Here is an 11,536-nt window from a genome sequence, read left to right as displayed (position 1 = left end):
GGCGAGACCTACGCAACGCTTGAGCCGTTCCAGTGGCCGGCAGGCCAGAAGGGGTCGGCACGACTGGGCTCCAGGTTCGCTTCTTCGCCGACGGCAATTTCTACACACCCGATCGAAAGGCGCGCTTCATCGCCATCCGCCCGACCACGGAAGTCCGCACCAGTCCCGACTATCCGCTGATCCTCAACACCGGCCGTATCCGCGACCATTGGCACACCATGACGCGGACCGGCAAAAGCCCGCGGCTTTCGCAGCACATCGCCGAGCCATTCGTCGAGATCCACCCGGTGGATGCGCAGCGCTTCGGCATCGGTGACGCCGACATCGTGCGCGTTTCCAGCCCGCGCGGTGACGTGCTGGTGCGCGCGCTGGTGACGATACGCCAGCGCCAGGGCAGCCTGTTTGCGCCGATGCACTGGACCGATCAGTTCTCGGCAAAGGGCCGGCTCGACACGCTGACCGCGCCGCTGACCGATCCCATTTCCGGCCAGCCGGCGCTGAAACATGTCGCCGCCCGCATCGAGAAATTCGCCGCAAAAGCCTTCGGCTTTGCGGTGACGCGGCATAGGCCGTCGCCCGATGCCGCGGCCTATTGGGCCGTGGCCAAATGCAAGGGCGGCTGGCGGGTCGAGCTTGCCTTTGCCGAAGACGACATCGACTGGGCCGGCTTTGCCGGGTCACTGTTCGGCGCGTCACCGGGTGCGGAAATGCTCGCCTATCATGACTGCGACGCCGGCCAGCATCGCATCGCCGCCTTCGACGGCGATCAACTGTCAGGCGCCTTGTTCGTCGCGCCCGGCCCGGTCGCCGTGTCGCGCGGCTGGGCGGCGGAACAGTTAAGTGCCGATCATGTCGACCGGCGCGGAAGGCTGGCGATCGTGGCCGGACGGCCGGGCGGGGTCGACGTCGATCGCGGCGCCATTGTCTGCTCCTGCTTCGGCGTCGGCGCCAACCAGATCGCCGAAGCGGTGCGCCGCGGCTGCGGCAGCGTCGCGGGGATCGGCGCGGCCCTGCATGCCGGTACGAATTGCGGCTCCTGCCGCGCGGAGATCAGGGTCATCATCGACGCGCAAAGTCTTCAAGCAGCCGAGTGATTGTCCCGACCAAAGGGGCCTGCGCGACGGCGCTGGTTGGGCTATGGTGGCGTAAGCGTGCTGCGCACGAATCGCCTTCAGTCAGGGTCATCCCAATGGCAAATCCCCCGCGCCGACCGACAAATCCGATGGCGGCCGCCGAAGCGGCTTTCAAGCCGGTGAAGAAGCCGGCCGCGCCGGTTCGTGAGCCCTCCGCCGCTCCAGGCGTCAGGGAGCTTGTTTCGATCCGGATCGACCGCGCCGTGCTGGACCACTTCCAGGAGGATGGGCCGGGCTGGCAGGACCGCATCAACGACGCCTTGCGGCAGGCGATAGAAGGCAAGCCGACGGCCGGCGGTTTGGGCGACGAGTAGCGCCCATCGCTTCGTCATCCACGGGCGGAGCAAGGAGCGTAGCGACGCGGCGCAGACCCCTGGAGCTGCTCCGCAGCCCAAGGGATACATGCCGCGACCTCAAAGCGCTGCAGCGGTGCAGAATTCTGTTCCGCTGCATTCCTCGATGGCTGTCACGGAATGGATCCCAGGGTCTCCGCGACGGAGCTTCGCTCCTGCTTCGCCCTAGGATGACGAAGTTGGGGAGGCTTCAGCCAAAGCGGACGTCGGCTCACGCCTCGAAGTGCAGGATATAGAGCTTGCGCGTCTTCTCGTGGATCGTCCATTCGCCTTTCCACCCTTTCGGCAGCACCAGCATTTCGCCCGGGCCGACGTCCTTGCTGCGGCCATCGGGACCATGCAGCGAGACCCGGCCTGACACGATGTGGCACGTTTCGGAATTGCTGTCGCGCGATGCGGTGAAGCGGCCCGGCGTGCACTCCCAGACGCCGACTTCCAACGTGCCGTCGGGCGAGGTCCACAGCGTCTTCGCTGCTTCGAACTGATTGCCGCTGATCGAGGTCGGCTTGGGCTCGGGCTCGCCGAGATCGATCGAGGCGAGATGGGCGAAGGTCTGGAAATCGGTCATGGCAGTCTCTTAATGTCCTGTGATGCGATCGGCGATTGCGGCGAGTTTCGACGTGTGCTGGAGGCCGGCCTCCTCGCGTTCGTCGGCGACGCGGTAGAGCTGATACATCGAGTGGACACCGAGCCAGCGCATCGGCTCGGGCTCCCACTTGCTGACCTGGCGGTTGACCCAGGGCAGGCGGGTCAGCTCAGTGTCGCGCCGCAGGATGAGATCGCGCAGCGTGCGGCCCGACAGGTTGGAACTGGATACGCCGAGCCCGACATAGCCGCCGGCCCAGCCGATGCCGGTCTCAGGGTCGAGACCGGCCGTCGTGCACCAGTCGCGGGGCACGCCCAGCACGCCGCACCAGGCGTGGTCGATGCGAAGCTTGGCTGTCTGTGGCAGAAGGCGGATGAGGATCGCGTGCAGGCTTTCGATCGTCGCCTGCTGCGTCTGGCCGCGCACGTCGGTCTGCGAGCCGTAGCGGTAGGGCACGCCGCGTCCGCCCATGGTGATGCGGCCTTCCCTGGTGCGCTGTGCATAGCAATAGGCGTGCGCGGCGTCGCCGAGAAGCTCATGGCCCTCCCAGCCGATCTCGTCCCATAGCGATTGCGGCAGCGGCTCGGTGATGATCTGCGCGCTGTTGAGCGGCAGCCAGAGCCGCTCATTGCCTGGTATGCCGGCCGTGAACCCTTCCGTGGCACGAATGATGATTGGCGCGCGCACGGTGCCGCGGCTCGTCGTGACCTTGCCCTTCTCGATGCCGGTCACGGTGGTCTGCTCGTAGATCGGCACGCCAATGCGTTCGACGGCTTCGGACAGGCCGCGCACCAGCTTGGCCGGCTGCACGCGCGCGGTGCCGTGGTGGATATAGCCGCCAAGCACATTTCTGATGTTGATGCGGGCTCTGGCCTCTTCCTGACCGATCAGGCCGACACGCTCGCTCGGCACGCTCCAGCCGATCGCATCGGCATAGGCGGCCTTGATCCGTTCGAGCTGCGGCGGGTTGGTGGCGACCGTCAGATTGTCGACCCGGCGGATGTCGGCATCGATGCCTTCGGTCTCGGTCACCGCGATCACTTCGTCGACCGTGCCATGCATGGCGGTTTCCATGTCGATGACGGCGCCGCGCGTCGAGGTCTGCAGATATTTTTCGCGCGACCAGCTGAAGCCGCCGGACAGCCAGCCGCCATTTCGGCCCGACGCGCCGAAGCCGGCGAACTCCCTCTCGACGATGGCGATGCGGATCGAAGGATCGGCCTTCTTCAGGTAATAAGCCGTCCACAAGCCGGTGTAGCCGGCGCCGACGATGCAGACATCGGCTTCGAGATCACCTGGAAGCGGCGCGCGGTAGGCCGGCAGGCCGATGTCGGCATACCAGAACGAGACGTTGCCGTTGACTTTGGCGTCCATGTCTAAAAATCCTGCGGGGAAAAGCGGTCAGGTCATCGTCATGTCGGCGCGGTCGTCGTCGGCAAGAAGTTTTGCATCGACGACGGACCAGCGCAGATCGACCGTGTCACCAATCGAGAACGGTGTGGCTTCCAGCGACGAGCGCACGATGGCGACCGAGCCGTCGCGAAGCGTCACCTGGTATTTCGAACCCGACCCCAGATAGATCGCTTCGCTGACCTCACCAGTGAGGCTGTTCTGCCCGGCGGCGGGAGGCGTGTTGGTGCCGGCAAGCGACAGCTTCTCCGGCCGCAGCAGGACCACCGGTTTGCGGCCGCCGGCGAGCTTGCCGTAGGCCACGATCTTCTGGCCGGCGATCGTCAGGCTGGTCTGGTCTCCGGACGCCTGGGCCTCGCCGCGCAAACTGGTCGATTCGCCGATGAACTTGGCCACGAACAAGGTCGTCGGCTCGTCGTAGAGCTGGCGGCCGGTTCCGACCTGTTCGATGCGGCCCTGATTGAACACAGCGATGCGGTCGGAGAGCACCAGCGCTTCTTCCTGGTCGTGCGTCACATAGACGAAGGTGGTGCCGAGTTCGCGGTGGATCCGCTTGATCTCCAGCTGCAGCCATTCGCGCAGTTTCTTGTCGAGCGCGCCGAGCGGTTCGTCCATCAACAGCAGCGGCGGATCGAAGACGATGGCACGCGCCAGCGCCACGCGCTGCTGCTGGCCGCCGGAAAGTTCGGAGGGATAGCGATGCGCGAAATCGGCCATCTTGACCATGTCCAGTGCTCGTACAACGAGACGGTCGCGCGCCTGCTTGTCCATGCCGCGCAAGGTGAGGGGATAGGCGACGTTCTTGCCGACCGTCATGTGCGGAAACAGCGCGTAGTGCTGGAAGACGACGCCGATGTTGCGCTTGTGCGCCGGCAGGGCGACGATGCTCTTGCCGCCGACGGCAAGATCGCCTGCGGTGAGGTCGGTGAAGCCCGCAACGACGTTGAGCGTGGTCGTCTTGCCGGAGCCGCTGGGCCCCAGCAGCGTCATGAACTCGCCCGGCTCGATATGCAGGCTGACATCATCGAGCGCGGTGAAATTGCCGTAACGCTTGGTTGCGCCCTTGATGTCGATGGCCGCGCCACGTTCCCTCGCAGTCATCTCAACTCCTCGTCGATTTCGAGCTGATGATCAGCCCGGCGCTGATGATCAGCGTCGTGGCAATGAAGATGATGGTTCCGACGGCCGTCACCGTCGGGTCGGCGTCGCGGGTGATGCTGGTGAAGATCTGCACCGGCAAGGTCTTGAGGTAGGGACTGGTGATGAACAGCGCGACGATGATTTCATCGAAGGAGGTGACGAAGGCAAACAAAAGCCCGGACAGGATACCGGGCGCGATCAGCGGCAAGGTCACGGTGCGGAATGTGGTGAAGCGGTTGGCGCCGAGGCTGGCCGCCGCCGTTTCCAGCCGCACGTCGAAGACTTCGAGGCTTGCCGATACGGCGATGATGACGAAGGGGATCGCCAGCATCGTGTGCGCGATGACGAAGCCGGTGGTGGTGCCGACAAGCTGGTAGTCGAGGTAAACGGCATAGATGCCGATCGCCAGCACCACGCCGGGCACGATCATCGGCGTGATCAGGATAGCGCGCAGCAGGCCGGCGCCGGAATGTTTCATGCGGCTGAGGCCAAGCGACGCCAGCGTGCCGATCAGCGTGGCGGCAACGGCGACGAGGCCCGCGACCCTCAGCGAATTGAAGAAGCTCGACAGCCAATCGGGATTGGTGAAGAAATTCGCGTACCACTGCCAGGAGAAACCGGAGGGTGGGAAGGCCAACGACTTCTTCTCGTTGAACGACATCGGGATGATGACCAGCGTCGGCATGACCAGCCACACGGCGACCAGCAGGCAGAACAGGCCGAGCAGGATGCGGAAGGGGGCCAGCCTCATGATCTGGCCGCCTGCTTGTGGCGCTGGCGCATCAGCGGTGCGGCGAGCGCCAGAAGCACGAAGGTCGCGCCCAGCAGGACGACCCCCATGGCGCCGCCGCGTCCCCAGTTGAGCAGGCTGAGCACCTGGCTCTGCACCAGCGTCGACAGCATGGTGCTGCGCGGGCCGCCGAGCAGGGCAGGGGTGATGTAGAAGCCGAGCGACAGGATGAAGACGATGATGGCGCCGGCGAAGACGCCTGGCAGCGACAGCGGCAGATAGATCTGCAGGAAGGCACGTGCGGGCCGCGCGCCGAGGCTGCGCGCCGCCTGCACGAGGCGCAAATCGATGCCGCGCATGACAGAATAGAGCGGCAGGATCATGAACGGCAGCAACACCTGCGCCATGCCGATGACGACTCCGGTCTGCGTGCGGATCAGCTTCACGCCGTCAAAGCCGAGCAGCCTGATGACCGAATTGATGATGCCGGAATCCTGCAAAAGGATGACCCAGGCCAGGGTGCGCACCACGCCGCTGACCCAGAACGGCACCAGCACGCACAGGATGAGGACCAGCCGCAGGCGCGGCCCGACCGCCGTCATGAGATAGGCATAGGGATAGGCGGCGATGACGCAGACGATGGTGACCCAGGCGGCGATGGAAAAGGTGCGCCACAGGACGGTGACGTTCACCGGCGTGGAGAAGAACCAGACGTAGTTCTGCAGGCCCCAGGCCGGGTCCGAAAAACTGCGCAGCGTGACGGTCAGCAAGGGATAGCCCATAGCCGCGATAAGCAGGAGCAGGGCCGGCATCGCCAGCAGCGACGGATAGGCGGCAAGGCGCAGGCGCCGCTGCGGCCCCTGCACGGCACCTGACGGCCGGGGATAATCACCCCCGGCCGTCGGCGTATGCGATGTCTGGCTCACGCCGTCACCTCAGTGGTAGCCGGCTCAGTTGCCGGCCATCAGCGCCGTCCACTTGTCGGACGCAGCGGCGAAGTTGGCGACCCAGAACTTGATGTTCTGCTGATAGCCGAGCTTGGCGTGGTCCGGCGTGTTGGTCAGGAAGGCGGCGACGGACGCGTCGACCTTTGGCTGTGCCTCGTTGTTGATCGGCGAGTAGGAGGTCTGCTCGGTCAGGATCTCCTGCGACTTCTTGCCGAGATAGGCGTTGATCAGCGCGTAGGAGGCATCGGGGTCCTTGGCGCCGACCGGGATGGTCAGCTGATCCATGACGACCAGCCAGTCCTTCCACACCGGCGTATAGGCAGCGCCATTCTTGACTGCCGTCATGGCGCGGCCGGTCCACATGATGATCATGTCGGCCTCGCCGGACTCGGCGAGCTGCTGGGATTCGGCGCCGGTCTTCCAGAAGATCGTGTCGGGGCCGATCGCCTTGATCTTGGCGATGCCCTTGTCGATGTCGGCCGGCGTCATGGCGTCGACCTTGCCGCCGTCGGCCAGGATGGCCTGTTCGATCAAGCCGCCGAGCGGGCTGCCGCTGCCGTCGATGGCGCGGGTGCCGGGGAATTTCGCGGTGTCGAAGAAATCCTTCCAGTCCTTTGGCGGATTGTCCTTGTACGTGTCGTTCTTGTACATCAGGACCATGCCGTAATTCATCGCCGGCACGCTGCACTCGCCGACCTGTCCGGGCGGGATGTGCGAGATATCGAGCTTGGTCAGGTCGAGCTTCTGGAACAGTTTGCCGCAATGCACGAAGGGCGGAAAATCATCCGTGTCGACGACATCCCAGGTCACATTGCCTGATTCGACCTGCGCCTGGAGCTTGGCGATTTCGGTCGGTCCGTCGTTCAGCAGCTTGACGCCGCTCTTGTCGACGAATTCCTTAAGCGCGGCAACCTGGCCGTCCTGGTAGATGCCGCCATACGAGACGAAGGTCAGCGTCTTGCCCTTCAGCGACCCGTCCACCACGGTCCCGGCCGGCGGCGCGTTCTGCGCGTGAGCGGCGGCTGCGAGCAAGGCCAGTGCGGCGGCGCCGACAAGCCCGGCCAATCTTGATCTGCTTCCCATTTTCTAACCCTCCGATGGCTCGCTGTTTGATTTTGGCAGGCCGGGCGCGAGCGTTTTCCGGGCTACATATTGATCGAGGTCGACAGCGCCGCTTGTCGGCGGCGCGATGATCCACAGCACTTCGGCCACCGTATCGCCGACATTGATCGTCCGGTGCGGCGTCGAGGTCGAATATTCGATGCTGTCGCCCTCTTCGAGGGTGAAGCTCTCGTCGCCGAGCGTCAGTTGCACGCGTCCGCGCAGCACGAGGAACATCTCGTTCGCGTTGCCATGCGTGTAGGGCACGTCGCCGGTGGAGCCGCCGACGGCGAACTCGCCGCAATAGACTTCCATCTCGCGGATCGGCCGGCGCGACAGCAGCGTCTTGCGGTAGCCTTCGCTGGTCGGCAGCGCCGGCCGTTCGGCCCGTGTCAGCACCGCGTGCGGCGACACCTCGCGTTCGTCGAAAAGATCGGCGAGGCTGATGCCGAGCGCGTTGGCGATCAGCATCAGCGTGCTGGTGTTGGCACCCGAAAGGCCGCGCTCGAGCTGGCTCAGGAAGCTGGCGGTGGTGCCGATCATGTCGCCGAGCTGGCGCAGCGTCAGGCGCCGCGTGGTGCGATAGGCCTTGATGCGATCGCCCAATACCGTCGAGCGGCGCGCTTCGGCGCTGGTTGCGGCATTGTCGTTGAGTGCGTGATCCGCAGCGATTTTCATGGCGATCTCAGGGTTCACTTAACATGCTATTAAGTGAGGCGTCCTGGCAAGCGGAATCGCCTTGTCATTTGAAAATCATCGATGGACCTGCAGAGAGCCCGTAATCGGCCGACCGGCAACGCCGGTTCGGCTCGATCACTGGATCATGAAGCGCGAACTGAATGGCAGGCTTGCCGCGCCGACGGCCTTCGGGCTGATGCTGACCCGCGCGGGCAGCGCTTCGATGCCGGGGAATTCCCGGCCGATGTCGGCGCACAAGGCCTTGGCGATCTTCTGCGGCGCGTAGCTGGACAGGACGACCGTCCTGAATTCGACAAACTGGGTCAGTGCGGAAATAGAGGCTTTCAGGCGGTTGGAGCATTCCCCTAGCCATTCGCTGTAGGCCTCGCCAAGGTCAGGCCACTCGGGGCTGCTGCTCCAGATGATTTCGGACGGGCGCCGGCGCTTGGTCAGTTCGCTCTCCAGGCGCATCAGCCCATGATCGAAGCTGGCGCTGGAGTTTCCCTTGTAGATCTGGTGGTTGAGGATGAGCCTACTCTGCAGCCGTGCTCCCAGATAGAAGAACAAATAGTCGTTGAGCGGCTTGGCGACGCCGAACATGCTCTCGCCGCCGGCTGCCGCGGTGATATCGTTCTGCACGAAAACCGGCAGCTTGATCTGTTCCTCGATCTCCCCCTGCAAGGCTTTCAGCGAGGTGCTCGATCCGTTGCGGGTTGCAGCCATCGTGTCGACATCGTCGGGAACGGCCAGGCCGATGCCGGCAACCCGGCTGCGCGCCTCGACCGGCAGGCTGGTCATGGCTTGCCTGATCGCGCCGAACAGATCGCTGCTTTGCGGAAAGGGATTGGCTTCATCCGCCGGCAATTGCGTGTGGAAGCGCACGGTGCCGATGAAATCGATGAGCGCGATGTCGATCCTGCGGCGGCTGAAGCCGACGCCAACCGCATAGGCGCCCTCCGGATTGAGTGAAAGCGGGATGGTGGGCGGCCCGACGCGGCCGCGCTGCGCCTCGCCTTGCGAGACCAGGCCTTCCTGCTCGAGCGAACGGACGATGACCGAGGCCGTCTGCGCCGACAGGCCGGTCTTTTCGCCGATTTCCATCCGCGAAATGCCCTCGTTCTGAAGCAGCAGCGACAGCACCAGCCGCTCATTATAGCTGCGCACGCTCAACGCATTCAGCCCGCTCGCACGATCGGCGATGCGCAATGGATTGGGTGGTGCGAACCTCATGTCAGGCAAGGGTCGCCCCGTCGGTAAGAGCGCGCTGCCTCGCGGCGGTATGGTTGCTCATGTCGAGCGGCTCCAGCCGATGGCGTCGACCGCGCGGGCAAGTGCGGTGCCCAGCAATCTGTGCGCCTCGGCATCGATGTGAAAGCCGTCCGCTTCGCTGCACGAGACCACCGAGCCGGCATCGAAAAAGTGGAGTTCGAGCGAGTCCGCCAGAACCTCGAACTCGAGCGCGAGCAGGCGCGATTTCTCCGGCGCACCGGCGAAGATGGACTTCCATTCCTTGACGTCGTCCTGCATCGGCGGCGGGGCCACGATCATGATCTCGGGCGTCGAGCCGCCTGGCCCAGGCGCCAGCTCCTTGATGTCGTAGACGAGGCAGCCGATCCCCATCGCCACTTCCGACGGCGGCTTGTTGAAGCGGATCTTCAAATCGTTAGTGCCGAGCATGATGATGACGAGGTCGAGCGTCGCATGGCTCTGCAGGCAGGGGCGAAGATAGGTTCTGCCGTTTTTGTGGGCGCCCTCGATCGGGTCGTCGTGGACGGTGGTGCGGCCGCTCAATCCTTCCTCGATGACATACCAGTCGGGGCCTAGCTGAGAACGCAATATCCCCGGCCAGCGTTCACCCGGCCCATAGCGCTCGAGCGGCCCCCTGCCGGGGATCTGGCCGTGCGTGTTGGAGTCGCCGTAGCACAAGACTGATCGCATGTTTTTCCCGCCGGGACTGACAGCGCGCCGAAGCCGGCGAGCGCCAATCATGATGGATAGAGGAGCGATGAAAGGCAAGCAAGGGAATAGTCATTCAACATGACTAACTATTGACAGGGCGAATCCGCTGTGCTTCTAAAGTGCCCGGAGGAGTTCTCGACCGTCATCATCGTCCAGCAGGAATTGGGCTTCGGCACGCATGTGTTCGGGGGCGGGAGAATTGCGTGCATCGGTCGGTTTGCGACAACGAGCATGCATTGGGAGAGCGTCTCATGGCCGTACGCATTCGTACGGCCGGCCATACGAATTCGTAGGCCGGGGCAACCACAAGGAGGAGAGTTTAATGTTAGGATTGCTGAAAACCGTCGGCCTGGGGATGCTCGTTGCGTCCACGCTTGCCGTGACGTCGCTGGCGCATGCGGAAGACATCAAGCTGATGGACGGCGTGGCGCCGCGCCCCGACGACACGCGCATGACCGCGGCCGGTGCGTTCAAGAAGGACCCGCCCTGGGTCATCGGCATGAGCGACTTCGGCGTCAACGCCAACACCTGGACAGTACAGGTGGCGCATGAGGCGGAGAACGCCGCGGCCAAGGACAAGCGCATCTCGAAATTCATCCTGCTCGATGCCGGCTTCGACCAGAAAAAGCAGGTGGCCGACATCGAGGACCTGATCGCGCAGCATGTCGACGCGATCATCGTTCAGCCGGTGACCAGCACATCGGCCAATGCCAGCATCGCCAAGGCGGTCGCCGCCGGCATCCCGGTCATCCTTCACACCGGCCGCATCGATTCCGACGCCTACACCACCGAAATCCAGGGCGGCGCCGAGCATTTCGGCAAGGTGATGGGCGACTGGCTGGTCAAGACCGTCGGCGACAACGGCAAGATCTGGGTCCTGCGTGGCCTGGCCGGCCATCCGGAAGACACCAACCGCTACAACGGCTTACTGGAATCACTTAAAGGCACGCATGTGCAGATCATCGCCGAGGAGCATGGTGACTGGCAGTACGACAAGGCCAAGAAGCTGTGCGAGACGCTTTATCTGAACAACCCACAGGTTGACGGCATCTGGTCGTCCGGCGCTGACATGACGCGCGCCTGCGTCGATGTCTTCAAGCAGTTCGGCACGCCCGTTCCGCCGATTTCGGGCGAGGGCAACAATGGCTATTTCGGCCAGTGGATCACGGACGGGTTCAAGTCGATCTCGCCGGAATACAGCCCCGCCCAAGGTGCGGCCGGCGTGCGCGCCGCCGTTGCCCTTCTGGAAGGCAATCAGCTCTACAAACGCTATGTCTATAATCCCGACGGATGGGACCAGGACAAGGCCAAAAAATACTATCGCGACGACCTCACCGCCAATGTCTGGTGGCCGAGCGAACTGCCAGAAGACAAGCTCAAGGAATATTACGGCAAGAAGTGACGGCGCCGTGGCTGGCGGGGAGTGGACAAGCATTCCCCGCAGGCCATTCCATCTGTCGAATCCGGTTCGTTCGAGGGTTTCGTGACCAATCTTATCG

Annotated in this window: 11 protein-coding genes and 1 pseudogene; 3 read left to right on the top strand and 9 right to left on the bottom strand. The window is 64.1% G+C overall.

The genetic code is table 11. From position 1 onward, the window contains the following. A pseudogene (locus EN906_RS09535) lies at window positions 1–1,094 on the top strand (molybdopterin dinucleotide binding domain-containing protein); the annotation flags it as partial. 95 nt (window positions 1,095–1,189) lie between these two features. Then, complete coding sequence (locus tag EN906_RS09530; protein ID WP_127267125.1) at window positions 1,190–1,447, top strand: BrnA antitoxin family protein; 258 nt, start codon at window positions 1,190–1,192, stop codon at window positions 1,445–1,447. A 250-nt stretch (window positions 1,448–1,697) separates the two neighbouring features. Here the strand turns inward: EN906_RS09530 and EN906_RS09525 are convergent, their stop codons facing one another. From EN906_RS09525 to EN906_RS09485, 9 genes are all read right to left on the bottom strand, one after another. Beyond that, window positions 1,698–2,054, bottom strand: coding sequence for a cupin domain-containing protein (locus EN906_RS09525; protein ID WP_127267126.1), 357 nt, complete (start codon window positions 2,052–2,054; stop codon window positions 1,698–1,700). A 9-nt stretch (window positions 2,055–2,063) separates the two neighbouring features. After that, window positions 2,064–3,446, bottom strand: coding sequence for an FAD-binding oxidoreductase (locus EN906_RS09520; RefSeq protein ID WP_127267127.1), 1,383 nt, complete (start codon window positions 3,444–3,446; stop codon window positions 2,064–2,066). A gap of 27 nt (window positions 3,447–3,473) precedes the next feature. Next, window positions 3,474–4,583 carry an ABC transporter ATP-binding protein gene (locus EN906_RS09515; RefSeq protein WP_127267128.1) on the bottom strand — a complete coding sequence of 370 codons (1,110 nt, stop codon included), beginning with the start codon at window positions 4,581–4,583 and terminating at the stop codon, window positions 3,474–3,476. Window position 4,584: 1 nt separating this feature from the next. Next, the gene (locus tag EN906_RS09510; protein ID WP_127267129.1) at window positions 4,585–5,373 is read right to left on the bottom strand and encodes an ABC transporter permease; all 789 of its coding nucleotides are present in this window, start codon (window positions 5,371–5,373) and stop codon (window positions 4,585–4,587) included. Then, window positions 5,370–6,278, bottom strand: a complete 909-nt coding sequence (locus EN906_RS09505; RefSeq protein ID WP_127267130.1) for an ABC transporter permease — start codon at window positions 6,276–6,278, stop codon at window positions 5,370–5,372. Before EN906_RS09505 ends, EN906_RS09510 begins: the two co-directional genes overlap by 4 nt. A 24-nt stretch (window positions 6,279–6,302) precedes the next feature. Then, complete coding sequence (locus tag EN906_RS09500) at window positions 6,303–7,382, bottom strand: extracellular solute-binding protein (RefSeq protein ID WP_127267131.1); 1,080 nt, start codon at window positions 7,380–7,382, stop codon at window positions 6,303–6,305. A gap of 3 nt (window positions 7,383–7,385) precedes the next feature. Continuing rightward, complete coding sequence (locus EN906_RS09495) at window positions 7,386–8,078, bottom strand: XRE family transcriptional regulator (protein WP_127267132.1); 693 nt, start codon at window positions 8,076–8,078, stop codon at window positions 7,386–7,388. 135 nt (window positions 8,079–8,213) lie between these two features. Beyond that, a complete protein-coding gene (locus EN906_RS09490; RefSeq protein ID WP_127272189.1) occupies window positions 8,214–9,308 on the bottom strand; it encodes an ROK family transcriptional regulator in 1,095 nt (364 codons plus the stop codon). Between the two features lie 57 nt (window positions 9,309–9,365). Then, on the bottom strand, window positions 9,366–10,016 hold the full coding sequence (locus tag EN906_RS09485) for an SGNH/GDSL hydrolase family protein (protein ID WP_023809404.1): 651 nt from the start codon (window positions 10,014–10,016) through the stop codon (window positions 9,366–9,368). 343 nt (window positions 10,017–10,359) lie between these two features. Between EN906_RS09485 and EN906_RS09480 the strand changes: the two genes are divergently transcribed. Then, complete coding sequence (locus EN906_RS09480; RefSeq protein ID WP_127271056.1) at window positions 10,360–11,439, top strand: substrate-binding domain-containing protein; 1,080 nt, start codon at window positions 10,360–10,362, stop codon at window positions 11,437–11,439. Window positions 11,440–11,536: the final 97 nt, after the last annotated feature.

Source organism: Mesorhizobium sp. M7A.F.Ca.CA.004.06.1.1, assembly GCF_003999135.1.
Taxonomy (GTDB): domain Bacteria; phylum Pseudomonadota; class Alphaproteobacteria; order Rhizobiales; family Rhizobiaceae; genus Mesorhizobium.
Note: the sequence above shows the minus strand (reverse complement) of the source record. Positions and strands in the feature narration are given on the sequence as shown.

Bases quoted from the DNA above. Each gene is read 5' to 3' on its own strand.
- EN906_RS09530 (WP_127267125.1), top strand. From the start codon at position 1,190: ATGGCAAATCCCCCGCGCCGACCGACAAATCCGATGGCGGCCGCCGAA.
- EN906_RS09525 (WP_127267126.1), bottom strand. From the start codon at position 2,054: ATGACCGATTTCCAGACCTTCGCCCATCTCGCCTCGATCGATCTCGGC.
- EN906_RS09520 (WP_127267127.1), bottom strand. From the start codon at position 3,446: ATGGACGCCAAAGTCAACGGCAACGTCTCGTTCTGGTATGCCGACATC.
- EN906_RS09515 (WP_127267128.1), bottom strand. From the start codon at position 4,583: ATGACTGCGAGGGAACGTGGCGCGGCCATCGACATCAAGGGCGCAACC.
- EN906_RS09510 (WP_127267129.1), bottom strand. From the start codon at position 5,373: ATGAGGCTGGCCCCCTTCCGCATCCTGCTCGGCCTGTTCTGCCTGCTG.
- EN906_RS09500 (WP_127267131.1), bottom strand. From the start codon at position 7,382: ATGGGAAGCAGATCAAGATTGGCCGGGCTTGTCGGCGCCGCCGCACTG.
- EN906_RS09495 (WP_127267132.1), bottom strand. From the start codon at position 8,078: ATGAAAATCGCTGCGGATCACGCACTCAACGACAATGCCGCAACCAGC.
- EN906_RS09490 (WP_127272189.1), bottom strand. From the start codon at position 9,308: ATGAGGTTCGCACCACCCAATCCATTGCGCATCGCCGATCGTGCGAGC.
- EN906_RS09485 (WP_023809404.1), bottom strand. From the start codon at position 10,016: ATGCGATCAGTCTTGTGCTACGGCGACTCCAACACGCACGGCCAGATC.
- EN906_RS09480 (WP_127271056.1), top strand. From the start codon at position 10,360: ATGTTAGGATTGCTGAAAACCGTCGGCCTGGGGATGCTCGTTGCGTCC.